General features: G+C 24.1%; 30 protein-coding genes. 1 reads left to right on the top strand and 29 read right to left on the bottom strand.

The genetic code is table 11. The annotated features are described in order from the left end of the window. Window positions 1–519: 519 nt before the first annotated feature. From ACK2WN_RS02745 to ACK2WN_RS02690, 12 genes are all read right to left on the bottom strand, one after another. Window positions 520–942, bottom strand: a complete 423-nt coding sequence (locus ACK2WN_RS02745) for an ATP cone domain-containing protein (protein WP_416154801.1) — start codon at window positions 940–942, stop codon at window positions 520–522. 133 nt (window positions 943–1,075) lie between these two features. Next, on the bottom strand, window positions 1,076–1,264 hold the full coding sequence (locus tag ACK2WN_RS02740) for a hypothetical protein (protein ID WP_416154800.1): 189 nt from the start codon (window positions 1,262–1,264) through the stop codon (window positions 1,076–1,078). A gap of 3 nt (window positions 1,265–1,267) precedes the next feature. After that, the gene (locus ACK2WN_RS02735; RefSeq protein WP_416154799.1) at window positions 1,268–1,810 is read right to left on the bottom strand and encodes a hypothetical protein; all 543 of its coding nucleotides are present in this window, start codon (window positions 1,808–1,810) and stop codon (window positions 1,268–1,270) included. Then, a complete protein-coding gene (locus tag ACK2WN_RS02730) occupies window positions 1,807–2,217 on the bottom strand; it encodes a hypothetical protein (protein ID WP_416154798.1) in 411 nt (136 codons plus the stop codon). Before ACK2WN_RS02730 ends, ACK2WN_RS02735 begins: the two co-directional genes overlap by 4 nt. Window positions 2,218–2,381: 164 nt before the next feature. Then, window positions 2,382–2,633: a hypothetical protein gene (locus ACK2WN_RS02725; protein ID WP_416154797.1), complete on the bottom strand. Its 252-nt coding sequence runs from the start codon at window positions 2,631–2,633 to the stop codon at window positions 2,382–2,384. A 151-nt stretch (window positions 2,634–2,784) separates the two neighbouring features. After that, window positions 2,785–3,072: a hypothetical protein gene (locus ACK2WN_RS02720; RefSeq protein WP_416154796.1), complete on the bottom strand. Its 288-nt coding sequence runs from the start codon at window positions 3,070–3,072 to the stop codon at window positions 2,785–2,787. A 2-nt stretch (window positions 3,073–3,074) separates the two neighbouring features. After that, the gene (locus tag ACK2WN_RS02715) at window positions 3,075–4,007 is read right to left on the bottom strand and encodes an RNA ligase family protein (RefSeq protein WP_416154795.1); all 933 of its coding nucleotides are present in this window, start codon (window positions 4,005–4,007) and stop codon (window positions 3,075–3,077) included. Window positions 4,008–4,016: 9 nt separating this feature from the next. Next, window positions 4,017–4,382, bottom strand: coding sequence for a hypothetical protein (locus ACK2WN_RS02710; RefSeq protein WP_416154794.1), 366 nt, complete (start codon window positions 4,380–4,382; stop codon window positions 4,017–4,019). Further along, a complete protein-coding gene (locus ACK2WN_RS02705; protein WP_416154793.1) occupies window positions 4,382–4,849 on the bottom strand; it encodes a DUF5662 family protein in 468 nt (155 codons plus the stop codon). The genes ACK2WN_RS02710 and ACK2WN_RS02705 overlap by 1 nt, the downstream gene beginning before the upstream one ends. Window position 4,850: 1 nt before the next feature. Next, window positions 4,851–5,228 carry a hypothetical protein gene (locus ACK2WN_RS02700; RefSeq protein ID WP_416154792.1) on the bottom strand — a complete coding sequence of 126 codons (378 nt, stop codon included), beginning with the start codon at window positions 5,226–5,228 and terminating at the stop codon, window positions 4,851–4,853. 11 nt (window positions 5,229–5,239) lie between these two features. Then, window positions 5,240–5,662 carry an SLOG family protein gene (locus ACK2WN_RS02695; protein WP_416154791.1) on the bottom strand — a complete coding sequence of 141 codons (423 nt, stop codon included), beginning with the start codon at window positions 5,660–5,662 and terminating at the stop codon, window positions 5,240–5,242. A gap of 7 nt (window positions 5,663–5,669) precedes the next feature. Further along, window positions 5,670–6,563: a DNA cytosine methyltransferase gene (locus ACK2WN_RS02690; RefSeq protein WP_416154790.1), complete on the bottom strand. Its 894-nt coding sequence runs from the start codon at window positions 6,561–6,563 to the stop codon at window positions 5,670–5,672. On the opposite strand from ACK2WN_RS02690, the gene ACK2WN_RS02685 reads away from it, so the two are divergent. Then, window positions 6,484–6,675, top strand: a complete 192-nt coding sequence (locus tag ACK2WN_RS02685) for a DNA cytosine methyltransferase (protein ID WP_416154789.1) — start codon at window positions 6,484–6,486, stop codon at window positions 6,673–6,675. The two genes, ACK2WN_RS02690 and ACK2WN_RS02685, sit on opposite strands and share 80 nt — an antisense overlap. On the opposite strand, the gene ACK2WN_RS02680 is transcribed toward ACK2WN_RS02685, so the two are convergent. From ACK2WN_RS02680 to ACK2WN_RS02600, 17 genes are all read right to left on the bottom strand, one after another. Beyond that, entirely contained in the window at window positions 6,672–6,932 is a 261-nt protein-coding gene (locus ACK2WN_RS02680) for a hypothetical protein (protein ID WP_416154788.1), read from the bottom strand. The genes ACK2WN_RS02685 and ACK2WN_RS02680 overlap by 4 nt on opposite strands. 59 nt (window positions 6,933–6,991) lie before the next feature. Beyond that, window positions 6,992–7,216 (bottom strand): hypothetical protein, encoded by a 225-nt coding sequence (locus ACK2WN_RS02675; protein WP_416154787.1) that lies wholly within the window; start codon window positions 7,214–7,216, stop codon window positions 6,992–6,994. A 20-nt stretch (window positions 7,217–7,236) separates the two neighbouring features. Continuing rightward, window positions 7,237–7,761 (bottom strand): hypothetical protein, encoded by a 525-nt coding sequence (locus ACK2WN_RS02670; RefSeq protein WP_416154786.1) that lies wholly within the window; start codon window positions 7,759–7,761, stop codon window positions 7,237–7,239. A gap of 12 nt (window positions 7,762–7,773) precedes the next feature. After that, window positions 7,774–8,082: a hypothetical protein gene (locus ACK2WN_RS02665; RefSeq protein ID WP_416154785.1), complete on the bottom strand. Its 309-nt coding sequence runs from the start codon at window positions 8,080–8,082 to the stop codon at window positions 7,774–7,776. Window positions 8,083–8,226: 144 nt separating this feature from the next. Beyond that, the gene (locus tag ACK2WN_RS02660) at window positions 8,227–8,454 is read right to left on the bottom strand and encodes a hypothetical protein (RefSeq protein WP_416154784.1); all 228 of its coding nucleotides are present in this window, start codon (window positions 8,452–8,454) and stop codon (window positions 8,227–8,229) included. Window positions 8,455–8,555: 101 nt separating this feature from the next. Continuing rightward, complete coding sequence (locus ACK2WN_RS02655) at window positions 8,556–9,140, bottom strand: 3D domain-containing protein (RefSeq protein ID WP_416154783.1); 585 nt, start codon at window positions 9,138–9,140, stop codon at window positions 8,556–8,558. Further along, on the bottom strand, window positions 9,082–9,384 hold the full coding sequence (locus ACK2WN_RS02650) for a hypothetical protein (RefSeq protein ID WP_416154782.1): 303 nt from the start codon (window positions 9,382–9,384) through the stop codon (window positions 9,082–9,084). Before ACK2WN_RS02650 ends, ACK2WN_RS02655 begins: the two co-directional genes overlap by 59 nt. Beyond that, a complete protein-coding gene (locus ACK2WN_RS02645) occupies window positions 9,377–11,194 on the bottom strand; it encodes a hypothetical protein (RefSeq protein ID WP_416154781.1) in 1,818 nt (605 codons plus the stop codon). The genes ACK2WN_RS02650 and ACK2WN_RS02645 overlap by 8 nt, the downstream gene beginning before the upstream one ends. A gap of 491 nt (window positions 11,195–11,685) precedes the next feature. Further along, a complete protein-coding gene (locus ACK2WN_RS02640) occupies window positions 11,686–12,900 on the bottom strand; it encodes a PHP domain-containing protein (RefSeq protein ID WP_416154780.1) in 1,215 nt (404 codons plus the stop codon). Between the two features lie 9 nt (window positions 12,901–12,909). After that, window positions 12,910–13,230, bottom strand: a complete 321-nt coding sequence (locus ACK2WN_RS02635; RefSeq protein ID WP_416154779.1) for a hypothetical protein — start codon at window positions 13,228–13,230, stop codon at window positions 12,910–12,912. An 11-nt stretch (window positions 13,231–13,241) separates the two neighbouring features. Further along, window positions 13,242–14,027 carry a PD-(D/E)XK nuclease family protein gene (locus tag ACK2WN_RS02630; protein ID WP_416154778.1) on the bottom strand — a complete coding sequence of 262 codons (786 nt, stop codon included), beginning with the start codon at window positions 14,025–14,027 and terminating at the stop codon, window positions 13,242–13,244. A gap of 255 nt (window positions 14,028–14,282) precedes the next feature. After that, window positions 14,283–14,984, bottom strand: a complete 702-nt coding sequence (locus ACK2WN_RS02625) for a DNA adenine methylase (protein WP_416154804.1) — start codon at window positions 14,982–14,984, stop codon at window positions 14,283–14,285. A gap of 459 nt (window positions 14,985–15,443) precedes the next feature. Continuing rightward, window positions 15,444–15,830: a hypothetical protein gene (locus tag ACK2WN_RS02620; protein ID WP_416154777.1), complete on the bottom strand. Its 387-nt coding sequence runs from the start codon at window positions 15,828–15,830 to the stop codon at window positions 15,444–15,446. Next, window positions 15,820–16,233, bottom strand: a complete 414-nt coding sequence (locus ACK2WN_RS02615) for a hypothetical protein (RefSeq protein WP_416154776.1) — start codon at window positions 16,231–16,233, stop codon at window positions 15,820–15,822. The genes ACK2WN_RS02620 and ACK2WN_RS02615 overlap by 11 nt, the downstream gene beginning before the upstream one ends. 10 nt (window positions 16,234–16,243) lie before the next feature. Next, window positions 16,244–16,651 (bottom strand): hypothetical protein, encoded by a 408-nt coding sequence (locus ACK2WN_RS02610; protein ID WP_416154775.1) that lies wholly within the window; start codon window positions 16,649–16,651, stop codon window positions 16,244–16,246. Window positions 16,652–16,666: 15 nt separating this feature from the next. After that, window positions 16,667–16,912 (bottom strand): hypothetical protein, encoded by a 246-nt coding sequence (locus ACK2WN_RS02605; protein WP_416154774.1) that lies wholly within the window; start codon window positions 16,910–16,912, stop codon window positions 16,667–16,669. Next, window positions 16,867–17,871: a hypothetical protein gene (locus tag ACK2WN_RS02600; RefSeq protein ID WP_416154773.1), complete on the bottom strand. Its 1,005-nt coding sequence runs from the start codon at window positions 17,869–17,871 to the stop codon at window positions 16,867–16,869. The genes ACK2WN_RS02605 and ACK2WN_RS02600 overlap by 46 nt, the downstream gene beginning before the upstream one ends.

The following is a 17,871-nucleotide window of genomic DNA, read 5'->3' as shown; positions in this document are numbered from 1 at the left end:
AGTTATACTTGTTAGCTTTCCTTACCACTATTTCTTTGGCAGTGAAACCTCCATATCTTAAGCTTCCCTTGTTCCATTATCATTATCTTTACATAATATCCTTAGGTCATCAGTTTGAGCCTGTGAGCTTGATAATGCCTGTAACATTATATGGATGTTCATAGAGACCATTTTTACTAATCCACACTCACGACACTTTATTGTGTCTTATTCATTTCTAAATAACCCAGCTTTAGACCCGTACATTCCCAATTTCGTCAGTAGTGTTATCTACATCCTAACCATAGATATTTTATAGACCTTATACCCATACTACACTCGACCACCTCTGGTTCGCATTTCGTATACTGTTCACTTTAATATTTACGGTGTAGCCAAGGCAATGATGACGAGCTTCTAACCCAATATTGTTCACTCAATATTACGCTAGTCGTCCTTTAGGTTAGCATTTCAAGGCGTTACCCTATCATTCTACTAATCATGATAACAGTTCTAGTTTTTTTGAATTTTATCAACTAACTAGGCAATTCTTTTCAAATTGCAACAAGTCGCACAATCTCTTTGAGTACAAGCAACATTTGCCGATTTATTAGAATTTTCTTTAAGTACTGATTTATTTGTTCTTTTTATCAATCCTTCTATACTATCATCAGTAGTATTTTCTTTACGTTGCATTTCTCTAACAGTTCTATAACTTTCATAAGCTCTAGCTGTTTCTTTCTGATTGTATTCAACTAATTTATCAAATACCATTTCTTCTATTTTATAGATAGAAACTTCTGCAACCTCTTTTAATTCATTTTCTATATCATCTGATATATTTTTTGCTATTTGTGGTTCATATATACCACTTCCATTTTTCATAGCCTTTTCTATGGCTATTGTAATCTTGTCTTTATTAAAGTCTGATATACTACAATCTCTTTTAATTACTCTTATCATTCGACCAACACCTTTCTTTAGAATTTATTTAGTATAATACTCGCTATAGCTAGAGAATTGAGGAAAGAACCAATATCTCTATTAATATATTTAATATCCCAATGGAATCACCTCCTTTCAAATATTCTATTATTTATAATTTAAACAAAAATTTTTCAAAATCTTTATTTGAAAAAATTGATATAATAATTTTATCTTTTAAAAGCAAATCTTCTCTATCTTTGTTGTTTTCTATTATTTTAAAAATTTCATTAAGTCCATGATTACTTGCATTAGGATATTCTTTTCTTAATTTTTTTATTTGTATTTGTTTATAATTCATATTTTATTCCTCATCTATAAATATTAATTCTTTCAAATCATCATAGAATTTTTCTTTAGCATCATATATATGCTCATCAAATTCTTCTGATATAGTTTTAATAAAATTTGATAAATTATCAAAGAAGTAAAAGTCTTGAGAATAATATAGATTTTCAAATTCTTTTAACAATTTAATATAACTTTCTGATGATTCAATTAAATTATAAGTTTTTAATTCATTTATTATTATTTCTAGTAATTCTTCATTACCTGTATTATATGAATTATCATTTTTTGTAAAGTAAATTGCATCATAACTATTAAAATAATCATTACAATAATTTATATAATCTTTTTTATAAAAATCTATTTTAATATTTTTAAAATATTTATTTAATATAATATTAGTAATCTTATATTTACCTTCGGATAAATATTTATTTATAAAATCACTTATAGGAATTTTTATATTATCTAAAGCATTACCATAAGAAAACTTTTCTATTTCTGCATTTTCAAATCCATTCTTTTTAAGTATTTCTTTATAATTATGTTTTAATTTCACTTTATCTCTCCTTCATCAACTAGTTGTTCATGCCATTTATTAATTAATTCCTCACTTAAATTTTCATTACCCTCTAATAAAAGTTGAGTATGCAAATCTATGGAATATTTATTTTCTAAACATTCTTCTTTAATACTACATAATTGACATCCACCTTCGGCAGATTTAAACCAAAAACAATAAGATGATAAATCAAACATTTTTTCTTTTAAAGTTTTCTCGTCATATATCTCCCAATTATCATCTGTAAAATCATTTATCTCATTTATCATTATTTCTTTAAATCGACCACAACTATCATATATACAACCTTCTTTATTTGCATAAAAATAATATTTCTCATTCCATTTTTTGTGTCTTATTTTCTTTCCATTTTTTAATTTTTTCAAAGCATCTATTAATGTCATAAATATACCTCTTTCAATAAAGTTATAATATTACTTATTTAATTCTTGATATGCTTCTATAATATCTAACATATCCCAATCATCTAGTCCGTCACTTATTTTTTTGTTCCTTGTTATAAACGATTATAAAGATACATTTCACTTCCTTCATAATTTTCTTTTCCCTACTCAACAGGTCTAACTTTTTCTCCTTGCTCTATTTTTTTAAATGCTTCTAATATATTCATATCTTTCTCCTTTTTAAATTGTTTATCTAATATTTCACTTCCAATCATCCAAGAAAACATTACTAATGCAACTATTAACAAAATTATTGCTAATATATTCAAAAATATTTCTCCAAATATTATTGTTGGTACAAATATTAATAATAAACCTATTAAAGTTATAGGTAATCCTACTAAAAATTCCTTCACGTTAATAACCTCCCATTATTATTATTTCACAATAAAATGACAATTTTATTTAAGAATCCAATCTCTAAAACACCACATTTTCTAGCATTTTAGAGATTAGTATTTTCTAAAAATACTATTTTTATTAAAAATTAGGTATCAAATTGTATTTTTAGTCATTCCAAGATATTTTTATAGAATATTTTTTAGAATAAAATTGATTTTCAGAGGTTATCAATTCTACATCAAATCCTTTTTCTTTATAATAATTTTCTTGTTCTTTAACTGTCTTTTTAAAATCATCTAAATATGTTCCTAAACATATTGTTGTTGAATATTCTCCATCTAATGCAGATTTTCTAATCTCAGAATTTATAAATTTTCTTGCCTTTTTAATACTATAATTATTTAATCTATTTTTTTGTATATTGCTTATTTTTTTAGCTATTTTTATATTCATAACTAATCTAATCCTTCTATAAATTTAACTATAAACTTAGGTGTTATTTTACCTACAGATTTTCCAACTTTATTATCTGTTATAAGTCCTTTTGACTTCCATTCTTCTATAAGGTCTGATTCTTCTTCTAAAATATCTTCCAATACTTTAGGAATTATTATTTTCATTAATAAACTCATATTTTCTACAAATAAATCTTCATCAGATATAGTATTTGCATCTAATAATTTAAGTATTATTTTATATATTCTACTTTCAGTACATATACTTTCCATCAAAATAACTTCATTACTCTTCGCCCTAGGTGTCGCTTTTACTTCTTCAAATATAGGATTAACAACTTTAAAGAATAATGGTTCATCTTGATATGTTTTATCGTATGCTTTAAAAACAAAACCTTCAGGATTATCATTAATTTGAGGTAATATATTTTCATATATTTCTTTATTCAATTCATAATTTCTATTAAAATCAGAATAAGGAATAATTGTCATAGGAACAACTTCTAAATTTTTTATAAAAATTCTCATTAAACTATATTTTATTGTATCTTTCTTTTCTTTTGTTGTTAGCCATCTTTTATTTTTTTCGTCATATATATCAAATAAATAAAACTTGTTATAACATTCTTTTTTATATCTTAGTCTATGTTTAGTAAGCCATTCTCCAAAATAAATATAATCAGGATTTAGACATCTTATGTTTGGTGCAACTTCTTCTTTTATAAATTTATAAAACCCATTAAGATGGTCTTGTTCTGTAACTTCATTTTCTCTTGAATAACAAGCTACCCCTATTTTCTTTGTTAAATCCTTACAAAAACTAGCATTAGCACCATCTATTTTTTCTGAAACTTCAATTAAATCTGTTTCTTTAAACATATTATTTAATTTTCTTATACTTGAGTATCTTCTAACTTTTGGATATTCAATCATTATTACCTCCTAAATAAACATTAATATTATAGTAAATAAACAAACTATTGCAATACAATTCAATATTGTTATAGGTAGTTTAAAAACACCAAAAAATATTAAACATATAAGCAAGAATTTAATTAAATCTAAACCTGCTTCTGTATTCATTTTTAATATATTTTCCAATGTTAATTCCCGATTTTCAAAAATTATTCTATATATTATTATTAATATCTGAGTAAACACAACTATACTAAATGTACCTAAAAACGTATATTCAACTCCTATTGTTATGTGTATTATTTCAGATATTAAAAATGAACAAATAAGAACGACACTATAACATATCCAAGTTACAATAATTTCTTTTAAATCAAATTCTTCATTATCCATTAATCTATAACCTCTATATTACTAGTTAATAACTCAACTGTATTATTAACTGCCTTCTTTAATATCTCATCTGTTATTTCTAATTCTCTAACTTCACCACTTCGAGAAAGTCCTGCACAAACACAATCGCAAATCATCTCAATAACATCTATTAAATTTACATCTTCAGGACATTTAGAAGTAAGATGATGTCTTTCTTTATTTATATGCTCCTGATACCATTCACCTTCTACAAAGTTTATTCCATTTTCTAAAGTATCTTTAAAATCTTTATAAAATTTTTCTTTTTTTATTACTTTAGTAAAATCGTGTCTGTAAGCACGTTTTCTTAATGCACTACTTAACATAGTCATAGTATTCATAACGTCTAATATATGTTGTTTATTTGCTTCTCTAAATTCTTCAAATGTTACATCTTTTGTAGCAGTTCTTGTATCTCCATTAGGATTTCTTTTTATCTCTATCATATTATTTCTCCTCTTTATATTTGTTTAAGTATAATTTAGCTTCTTCTATAGAATTAAATCCTACAATATCAAAACCTACTTCTATTGTTTCATCTTCTATTATCTTACAAATAAGAACATCTCCTCTAACTTCTTTATTACATAAATTACTTGCAAATAAATTTAAAGGTCTATTTTCAGGTTCTATTTCATCTGCAAGAACTGTAAGATATGAATTATTAAAATAAGTTTTTTCTTTCAATTCTTTTGAATCTATACATTCTATACTTTCTATATCATCAAGTAAATTTACTAATGATAAAAACCAATTTAAAGAATTATCTCTTTCTAAAAATTCTATCTCTGTGTTTTCTGCCTTTTTTCTCATTATTATATTCATTTTGTACCTCCTTATATCCATTTTCTTTCAAAAAGATTATAAATTCTAATAGGATTATGATATTTTTTAGCTAATTCAAAACTATGTGCAGTACCTTTACTTTTTCCATCCCACCAAGCAAATACTCCACGATTAGAATATTTTGATATATATTCGTGCATTTCTTTATTTCTAATATATCCGGCAAATTTGCCATATTTATCCCAATCTGCTTGAAATTCTTCTAATTTATATCCTTTAGTTAAAGCATATTTTCTAGCAAGGTAGTCACCACCTGTAGGGCAACCACCTTGAATTATTATTATCTCTTTATTCTTTTGGTTTTCTAATACTTTATCTACACAATCAGTAAATAATTCAAAATATCTACTTGTAGTAAAGGCACTTTGTCTACTACCTACTATTAATAAATAAAAAGTATTATCTTTATTCATTTAATATTTACTCCTTTAAATACAATTCTTGAAATATAGCCATAAGAACATCTACAACTATACTATTACCTGCTTGTTTATAAAGTTTACCATTTTTAAATCTTTCTTTTCCTTTATTAACACTTTCTGCTAATTTATAATCTTTATCACTAAAACCCATTAATCTAAAACATTCTTTTTCGGTAAGTAATCTATATCTACCTTCTCCTAAATCAACTATACCGGCATTAGGACTTCTATCCTGCTTTGTAGAAATAGTATTTACACATTCCCTTATTATTTTTAATTTATAATTAGAATTACAATGAGTTTCTACTTTTTCTAACATTTTGCCTTTTATTATATATTTTTCATTTTTAATATTTTCTAAATAATCAAATACATTTCTCATTTTTATTTCTTTTAAATTTTTAAAATCAAAATCTATCTGATTATCTAATATTGATATAACAAATATTCTTTTTCTATTTTGCGGAATACCAAAATCTTTAGAATTTAGTACTTTATAATGATTTGTATATCCTAAGTTTTTTAAGTTATCTAAATATTTTTCAAAATTATGTATATTATTTTTTGATAATACATTTTTAACATTTTCCCAAATAACAACTTTAGGTTTACATCTTTTAATTACTTCAACAGAGTTCCACATTAAAGAACTTCTTGTATTACATCCTTCATCCCCACCTACACCTTTGCCAATTATACTAAAGTCCTGACAAGGTGAACCGTGAGTTAATAAATCTACCTCTAATCCATTAAATTTATCTAAATCAATCTGAGTTATATCACCTAAATTCAGATTTTTATGGAGGAATTTAATGGAAAAGAAATTAAAAGTAGTAAGTTTATTCTCAGGAATAGGTGCTTTTGAAAAAGCATTAGAAAATTTAAAAATCAAATATGAATTATTAGCATTTAGTGAAATAGATAAAGGTGCTATAAATAGCTATTGTGCAATACATAATGTAGATAAAAATCTGATTTTATTTTTAAAATTGTGTATCAACTAAACTAAATCTTTTTTATCTATTTCTTCAAAAACTATTCTATTCGGTAATATATTTGATGTTATATATACACTTGAAAACGGTGGATTTAAAGCAGGTTTCAAATCATTATAATCTTTAAAATAAGAAACTCTCTTATTCAAATACATTATTTCAAACGTATTATTTTTAAACATATCGAATCTCTTTTGACTTTCAAATAAACCTACTACACCAACAAGCATAGCAAATGGTATTTCCAATTCAAATAATCTTTGCAATATATCACCTTTTATAGAATAAGGTGGGTTAGATATTATATAATCTAAATTCCAATTGTTTATTTCTTCTTTAGAAAACTTAAAGAAGTCCCCCCATTACAAATATGTGTTGCTATTACATTATGTCCTTGTTTTCTTAATATTTTTACATATAAACTTTCTTCTTTATCAAAAGGACACCATATATTACTCTTAGGTTTCAAATATTTCAATAATGGTGTTATAGCATATTTAGGTGTATAAAATTCATCGTTTTTTGAATTCCGTATTTGCTGTACTATCATTAATTTACTTCCTTTCTAACCTATTTATTATTTGATTTTTCTATTAATCTTTCTGATATTTTATAATAATCCGAAGCTGTCAGTTCTTCTAAGTAATCACTATTTATTATATGCGTATCTATTTCTAATAAGTAAGTATCTTCATATTTCATAAACCCACAAGATATATCTGATTTCCCAAACCAAAACTCTCTATCATCATGTATATTCAATATTTTCTTTAACATAACTTTAGGTAAATGTATATTCCGTTTTTTATATTTTTCTTCTATAAATTTATATATCTTAGTATTCCTTTTGAATCTATAATATCCTCTACTATATTTAGATATTTGATTTTTAAATTTTTCTAAATCTTTATCTGTAGGAATAAAACAAAAATCACCACAATAAGAAAAAGCAATTTCTTCACTTTCTATACCTATTTCTTCTGCAATTTCTCTCATAAGCTCTAAATTTTTATTTGTTTCTTCATAATATTTATCTAATTCTTTTGTTACAGGTGTATTAGGTTTACAAATAAAATACTGATTTATCCTTCTCATTTTTACCTCCTATTATTTTAAATTAGTTGTATCTCTCATAAATCTATTTAATTTACTCATTAATTTATTAGTCTTGCTATAAATTAAATCAAAATTTTCATCTATACCCCAACCGTGAATAACTTCATATAAATCATTTTTATATTTGATTATTGTATAGTATCTTTCCTTATTATCTATTCTTTTAGAATCTATTTTTATTCCATAAATATTCTTTTTCATTCTATACTTTTCATACGGATATTTTGCTGTATAAGATTCTAAATCACAAAACCATAAATCTTTATGGTAATCTTCATTATTTCCTATAGTTATATTCAAATAATAAAACCCAATATTAATTCCATTATCTAAAGTAATCATATCATCATGTTCTTTTATTATTTGTTTATTTTTTTAATTAACACACCATAATCTATATACGCCATTTATTTCAGTCCTTTAATTTTTATATTTAATATTATATTATTCAACTATTTCATATTCTAATTTTTCTAATTCTTCTACTAAATGATACCCATCTAAATCAGTAAATTCTTCTATAGTAAGTTCTTTTAAATTATCAAATTCTAAATCATATAAAACGAATGTATTTATAATCTTATCATAGAAACAGTAATATCCTTCGTGCCAAGTTTTTCCTTTTACCTTCTTACCTTCTCTCATTACTTTAATCGCTTCTAATATATTCATTTTATTCTCCTTTTATAATATTTTAAGAGAAAGATAAACAAATCTTTCTCTATATTTATATTATATCACATTCAAAATAGAGTATCAAGTGATAATTTATTTTAAATTTCTAAAACAAAACCTTCTGTATTCTTAACACCCATATTATTTACCCTTTTTAAATATTCCCCTGAAGATTCACCACCATATTTACCAACAAACACATCTAGTCTATTAGGTGAATTGAATCTGCTACTACCTCTATCTGCTACCGTATAAACCTTTCCATCTATATATAACTTTGTTCCTTGAGGATAATAGTTACTAGCTACTATTCCATCTCTTAATGGCTCACCATTACAAGTAACTGTATATCCACCATTTTCAGAAGGTAAAGCAGTATAATAAGTGAATTTAAAATTTTCCTTATAATATCCTTTTACATCTAGCCCTGTAGCTTTCTGCAACTTAGATAACTTTATACTTTCAATATATTCATCTGATTTATAATAATCTAATTCTTTCTGTGAATCTTTATATTTTTTATTAAGCATATCATATTCTTTTTCGTATTTTTCTATCATAATTTTCTTTTCGTTATTTAATTTATCTATTTGTTCTTTTTCTTTAATTATTTCATAACTCATACTACCCAACAACATTGTTGCCATAGCTATGCTTATTATTGTTTGTTTTTTCTTGTTCATTTTTTATTCTCTCCTTATATTCAACATTATTTGAAATACGATATAAACTTTCTAAAATATATGTATTCTTAGTGTTTCTAGGCACTTCATTTTTAATAGATAAATCTATTAATTTCTTTGCCATATTGTAATTTTTTATATGAGTATGACCTTCTTCAAATTTCTTTTTAGTATTTTGAACTACATATCCATTTCTAACTCTAAATATTATATATTCTTTTCTTCTATAAATTTTATTAAACATTTGATTTTTCTAATATCTCATAATCTATTAACCAGCAATCTAAATCGTTATGGTCTTTTATCCATTTATCACCCACTTTTTTAGATTTTGGCTTCTTTTCTATATAGCTGACATTAATTAGGTCATAAACATTTATTTTATTTTCATCTAAAATATCATTAGATATCTTAAATTCGTGACTTTTACCCATTAATAAATTATAAAGTTTAATCTTAGAATATCTTTTATATCTCGTTGGTTTTTCCATAAGAACACAATTCCATTTCCCAACATTACTAAACTTCAAGTCGCAAGTTCCTGTATATTCTAAGAAGTATTCTACCCTTTCTCTATTTGATATATCTGTATTTTCTATATATTTATCTGATAATTCATTACAAAGATTGTCTAAATCTACATCTTTAAATATTTTTTCTGTTTCTACATTTGAATATTTTCTAAACATATCTTCATAATCTTTTATCTTTTCTTTCTTAAATTGTTTTTTAGAATATACATTGTCATATAATTTAACTATATCCCTTAATTTATTAGATTTTCCATAATACTCAAAAAAACCTAAACCTATTAAAACATCTATTTGTCTTGAATTAGCATAACCTTTTAATTCATTTAATAATGTTATAAAATCATTTGGTTTATTCTTTGATAACTCAGATATTCTTTTGCAACATTTTTCATTAAGATATTTTATACTATTCATACCCTTATATATAATTCTATTTTCTTTATCTATTGAGTAATTATAGTCAGCATTTATAAAACTAGGATTCTGTAATTTAATATCAAAATACTTTAATTCATTTGTCATTTTAGCAGTTCTAGTTGTATCATCTGAATACATATTAAGTGCTTCTGCATAGTATTCAAACGGATAATGACTTTTTAAGTATGCACAATAAATTGAATCATAGGCATAACTTAAAGAATGACTTGCATTAAAAGAATATCTCGAAGCATCTTCTACAACTTGCCAAGTTTCTTCAAAATTTTCTTCAGAACCAATTTTTTCTTTCCAATTAGATTTCAATTTTTTATGTAATTCTTCTAATTCTTCAGGTTTAAATTTTTTCTTAGCTATCTTTTTTAAAATATCATAAGTTTTAGATTCCTCTATTCCTAACCATATTAAATATTTCATTATAGATTCCTGATACATTAAATAATGGAAAGAATCCTCTAGTAATTCATCTAACTCAAGAACATTTGTTGTATATGTTTCTCTTCTTATAAAATTATTTAGTAATGAAGAAAATCCCGGTCTAATTGAAGCTACAAAAGCAGACATTTCTGCAACAGATTTAGGATTATATTCTTTTGCTAAATTTTTTGAAAAATCTGAATCAGCTTGGTTTATAGTACAAGTAATACCATTTGCATATATATCCCAAGTTTTTTTATCTATTTTTTTTTCTAATTCTATTATGCTTGGTATAGGTATATTTGCCTTTTCACAAACTCTTTGTATTAATTTCCAAACTTCAACTTTAAGATAATCATTTTTTAGATATTTATATTTATCACAGTTATAGCCATCTAATAAACAACATATTTTATCAGTTGTTTTTATAAGTCCTATTTCTTCAGAAACATCTTTGTCATATATAACCATAGAACAAGGTGAAGGAGAAATACTTTCTATAACTCCTACAAACTTTTTAGATTTTTTTATTATATCTTTCCATTTAGAATCTTCTTTATATAAATCTAAATCTTTAGATACCGAATCATATTGAGAAATATTTAATCCTATTCCTTTACAATATAATCTAAAAGCAGATTTTTCTTGTAATGGTTTATATGACAACATCCAAGCACAATTTTCTTTACCAACTAATTCTTCTGTAGCTTTTATAAATGGTTCTTGGTCAGATGTGTTTAAATCTATCCTTTATACCCTCGGTTTCCCGATATTTATTAGGGGAGTAGACTATACCATTATCGTTGATATTATCTCGGATACCTCTTGGTAGTCGTTGCGAGCTTTCCATATCTTAAATTAAAATATTAAGACTTAGGACTATCTCTCAGAATTGCCCAATTTTCAATCTTTTTACTATACCTAGCTGATTAGACTAGCCACATTTTGATTTCTCTAATGCTTAGTAATTGAAACTCTAAGGGTGTTCTCTGATATTCGAGGTTTTCATTATATATCACTATATAATGCGACCATATTTTTCTAATCCTATATATGTTTTATTATTTATGACTATTTTATTATTTTTTATTAATTCATTATATTCTAAAATAATATCACCTCTTAAATATAAATATTACATATACAGAATTATTTTTTTGTTAATCGGGTAAACTATTAGCTTTCAGTATTCTCTCAGCACTCATAAATCGAGAAGGATATAATGTTACAGGTGCAAATACTCTATTAATTTCAGTAAGACCAAGTAGATGATTTATTAAGAAACTAACTGCACTACCTCTACCCGTCCTAGTAAGTAGTCCTCCATATTTTTCTTGAGCCAATTTACAGATTTTATAGTCCATTATAAAGTAATTTTCCATTTTTGTATCTGTAATAGTCTGCATTTCCTCTCTTACGGCTTTCAATAAAATTTGTCTTTTATCTTTTGGATATTTATCAAAACCTTTATTTCTAAACTCTTTATTTATTATATTCTTCAGTTCCTGAGTAGGATTATCTGAAACAGAAGGTAATTTTATTTTTTTATCTATATTTGCTACATTAATACATTCTTTAAATACTAGCGTATTATTTAAGGCTCTAAGAGATTCTTCTTTGGTTAATACACCTTGAATTTTATATCTATCTAATATTTCTTCTGAAGATGGATAATCTAATTGAAAACTATTTTCATCTCCATAAAACATCTCTTTACCTTTTAAAAATATATCTCTATACTTTTCTCCTTCTTCATCTATATAATGTGAATCATTAGCATGAATTAATTCTATATCATATTCTTTAGCTAATTTAACCATTCTCTTATTGTGATTTATCTGAGCAATATGATTATGACTTTGCACTTCAAGATATAAGTCTTTACCAAATCTATCCTTTAATTTAGATATTAATTCTTTATAATCTTTTCTAGCACCTATTCCTGCAATACACGCAGTAGTTATAATTACATCATTAGGTTTGAAAAGATTGAATAATATATCATCATTTATTCTAGGTTTATAATAATAACCATCTGTATTAGCTATAGACAATGCTTTATTTATTTGTTTAAATCCTTCATTATTCTTAGCTATAACAATTATATGATTGTTACTTTTATCTTTTTTACCTTCTAAATTTTCGTCATAACTTGGTACATAATACATTTCCACACCAAATATATAGTTCATATTATTTTCTTCGCATAAACTTATTACATCAAATATATTCCCTTGAAATCCATGTTCGACAGTAGAATATATATTAGAATTTAATTCTTTCGCTCTATTTATATAATCTATTATTTTTTCAGCTGAATCAGGTGTTCTTATATTTGAGTAACAAGAGTGTTTATGATAATTTATATATTCCATAATTATCTCCTATCCTTTATATTCATTTATTTTTATAAGTTTATATGCTTCTTTTATATCATCTCTAGTCCAACGATATACCGGAAATGTATCACGTCTATTGCATATTTTTGAAATTACACAGTTATTACAAGGTTCTTCTAAGTCATAACAATAATCGATAATTATTCTTTTTATTTCCTCTATTTCATTTATTTTTGTTAAATTTTCAATTTCTTTGATTAATGAATTTAATTTATCTGAAATTAAAAGTAGTTCACATTCTGATAATTCATCTTTATTTGTTATATTTAAAAATATTTCTTTAATTTTTCTAATAATTTCATTCATTTTTATATCTCCTAATTACAATATTTTTTTACACTACAAAGATTATCACAGAAGAATTTATTTATATTTTTACTCCAACATCTTATATCCTCTTTATCACAAATATCTATATGTTTAACTATCAAGTCTATGTAATCTACTAATTCTTCTTTTTTTTCTTCAGTAAACTTTACTTCAACATAAGCATTACCATAAGATTCTTCTTGTGTATCTCTAGTTTTTAAAGTTCCTCTTTTATTAACAAAATATTTGCACATATCAAATCCAAGATAAACTATATTTTTATCAGGATATTTCTCTTGTAAATACATACCATAGAGTATTAACTGTTTTTCTTTTTTCTCTAAATCATTTTTACTAAATTTAGAAGAAGTCTTATAATCTAGTACATAGATATTATTATCTTTTATAAAATATAAATCTATATAACCCCTCATAATAACTCCTTCGATTTCAAATTCAAAATATTCCTCTGTTTCAAAATTATCTATAGGTAATCTTTCGTAGTTATCAAGATAAGCCATAAGACATTCTATATATTTTTTTTTAGATTTTTCTGTAGGAAATTCCATTTCAAATATTTCAGTAGTAGAAATATCATTTAAAAATTTATCTTTTGCTTCTTTTATTGTTATTTCTTTTTTCTGTAATTTTTCTAAACAATCATGGAAAGAACTTCCTAAAAAACCATATACATTTTCTTCCCTTTCTACTTTTTTAATGTAAGTTAAATAATAACTTCTAGGGCAAGTATTAAATGTATCTAATTTAGAAAATGAAAATTTTTCTTTATTCATTCATACACCACCTTTTAAATTTTAAGAATTGAGTATCAACGGTTGCAGATACTTTTTTTAAATCTATATTTATATTATATCATATTCAAAATAGAGTATCAAGTATAAAAAAAGAGTTATACAATTAAGTATAACCCTAAATTTAATTATCTATAAATTGATATTAAATATAATATAAATAGAATTATAAATGCTATAAAACTCATAATTCCAACAAATTTATATTTCATAAAATCACCTCATAAAATTATTAATTTATATAATTGGTTTTATCAATACTTCTATAGTATCAATATTTTTCCCATTTCTTTTTACACCGGTTTTAGACTCCTTTTCCCAAATAATTTCAAATCCTTCTCTAATATTTTCTTTATATTCACTTATATAAAAATCATATTTATTCTTGTTATCGTCAACCCATTTATAAAATTCATCGTGATTAAATTCCCCAACCTCTTTTTTGCAATATCCTAATTTCTTTTCGTATGGTATATCACAATATACAAGACTTCCCAACGGAATTTCAACATCTTTATAATCTTTATTTTCAAATTTAACTAAATGTAAATTGTCTAATTTCTTTTCTATACCTCTCTTAGCTTCATCAGCATAGTTTCTCTTACCCTTACCATCTCTAGCATATCCACCGAACCATTTACCGGAATATGAACATCCAAATCCAACAAAACTTGTTAAAGCCATATTTTCATTCTTATTTTCTCTTATATATTTATATTCTTCTTCACTTATATCATTAGGTGGAATCCAACCATTTTGTAAAGCTTTCCACATTTCTATAAGATATTTATGTTTATCATTTGCGATTCTTATTCTATTTGGCTCTATTTTTTCTATAATATTACAACTACCACAAAATAAATCAACAAATGTTTGTTCTTCTTTTAAATTAGAATTAAGTACATTTGTAATGTCTTTACTTAATCTACTTTTCCCCACCAAAATAATGCAATTTATCACCCTTTCATCTATATTTTAAAAATCAAGTATCAACTAAAATAATGGATAATTTTGTTCTATATAAAGTTTTACAATTTTCAACTAATCTCTATATTCATCTAAACTATCATTATCTAACTTTTTTCTATAATTTTTATTAATTTATTCGTCATTTTCTAAACTCTAATCAATTACAATTTTTTAATTTTCTTTTGCTTTTTAAATTTTATTGCAAATATGACTTCTGAGTTAGTTCTTATAACTTTTCTACCTATGTATCCAATAACATTAAAACCTTTAAACACTTCATATATCTCTAAAAATTCACAAATACTTTCTCCGTTACAAGATTTCTGAAATTCTTCAAGGAAAGATATGTTGTATTACCTTTCTTTAAAATTTTCAAAGGTTAAATCTTTATCTATATATTTGTCACCTTCGTTTAATAACATAACAACCTTATTTAGTTCTTCCATATTCATCTGCAAATCTCCATTCTTGAACTACTTTGTATAATGGTTTAATTTCTCTTAGGTCTAAATATTCTCTTTCGTAACATTCTTCGCAAGATATATATCTATTTTCAACATTTCTACCAATATAACATATTATTTCTTTTTTCATATTTTCAACTCTAAAAATTTCAGTAGATATTCTATAATCAACTTCTAGAGTATTTTCATAAACTTCTGTTTCAAAAAATACTCTATACTCTATTCCATCAAAAACTACAGCTTCATATTCATCTTTATTTGAATAACTAGCTATATCTACTAATTCATTCAAATCAATTTCATCAATAGAATTTAATTCTCCTATCTCAAATATCAATTCTTTATTTTTCATCTTTATACCTCCAACCATTATAAATATTTTCTATTCTTTCAACTTCTTCAAGTTGACAATATAAAACTCCTGAATAGTTTTTCCACTTATAAACATCTCTTCCTGCATAAGCTACAAAATTAGACATAAAATCAATAGTATAACCATTATTTTTATATATTTTAAAAATTTCCATATATTTATTTTTTTTACAATCAACCTTTTCTTCTGTATTACCTATATAAAATATTGCATACTTTTCATCATTTATTTTTATAGAAATACTTGGTTGCAATTGATGTTCTATTTTATTATTTTTTAAATTAAAATAATATTCATTAGTTTCTTCGACTAAATTTTCTAACATAATATATTTATTAGAATCCATTTCTTCAATTTTTTCTATTAATTCTTTATTATTCATATTTATCACCTTACATAAATTTAAAGCCTAACTCTACTTCTCTTAAATTAAGTTTAAATAAGTCCTCTAATTCTTCTATATCTATATCTGTTACTAAATCATCTTCTATATAAACATCTTCTGCAAAATACATTATTATTGCTCCAGAGTTATCATATAAAGCATATATATTTTCATATTTACGAAGATTTTTACAAACTTCTACAGTATCCGTATCAGCAATAAATTCTAATAAGTATTCTTTACCATCAAGATTTATTATTTCATAGAATCTTTCTAACAATTCTTTATCTTCCATTTCATATTTCCGACAAATACTATGTATAGCATATAATTTCCCACCTTTTGCATTTTCTAAAATAGAATCAAAATATTCATCTGATTCTACTATTTTTTCTAATAACTCTTTATTAGTCATATTAAGCACTCCTTTTTATAAAAATTTCATTAAATCTTTTTTCTTAATATATTTTCCCTTTTTTACATAGACCCCATTAATTTTTGTAAAAAAGTCTATTGTATCAACATCATCTAAGTCTATAATCAAAGAGTGCCAATATTCATTAACACTCTTATTATCTTTAAATTCTTTTTCTATCTTAGAGCCATTTTTATTGTTTACTACTATTTTTCTTATATTTTTATTTTCAGAACACATTCTCTTTTCACCTTCTCCCATATTTCTTTTCCTAAATCGCTAGGAGAACATTTATTCTTTAAATATTTATTGTTTTTATCATATATCAAATATATTCCTATATTTTTAAATGCTAGATGTCTTTTTATTTTTTCAAAATTACTATTTATAACTTTAGGATTTAATCCTTCATCATAACAGAAAATTAAATTTTTAGGATTAAGAGTTAGTAATTCTTCTATTTGTACATCTGAAAGAGAATCGCCACCTAATGCAACAGCATTAGAATAACCCATTGTTTTTAATTGAAGTACAAATTTTTCTGATTCTCCAATAAATATGTTATTATCACATAATTCTAAATAATTTTCAGAGAAACCATATAAAGTACCACTTTTTTTAAAAGGAATAATGGGTAAATATTTATTTTCAACATTATCTATGTTACTTCTACCCATTATTCCACATATTTCACCCTCAAAATCTCTCCACGGAATTGTTATTCTTTGCGTTTCATCATCAAATCCTATTCCAAATTCCTTTTGAACATCGATTGATATATTATCATTCAAAAATTTCATATTCCATTGTTTAGAGTAATCATCTAATATTTGCTCAGGATATACATCTAATTCTATTTTTTTAGATATCTCTTTTTTTTTATCTATACTTTTAAATATAGTTAAAAACGTTACGTCAGATTTATGGTATTGAAAATCAGACAAACCTAATACTTCTTTTATTCCATTGATAACCTCTTTAAACTTTAAATTCCTATTAGACATTATCAATGTGATTATATCTCCGTTTATATTTCTAACAAAATCTGTAGAAGATAAATTTTCATTTAATTTAATTCTTATCGCTGTTGGGTTACCATCTGAATCTATAGCACATCTTACTTCGTTTTTAGACACTCTTTTTATTTTATAATAATTAAAATATTCTAAAACACGTTCTACATTATCCCCCAATAACATAGTTTCTTTTAACTTTCTCAT

The organism is Peptacetobacter sp. AB800 (assembly GCF_047807365.1).
Taxonomy (GTDB): Bacteria; Bacillota; Clostridia; order Peptostreptococcales; family Peptostreptococcaceae; genus Peptacetobacter.
The sequence above is the reverse complement of the archived record's forward strand: the minus strand, read 5'-3'. Positions and strand labels throughout refer to the sequence as shown.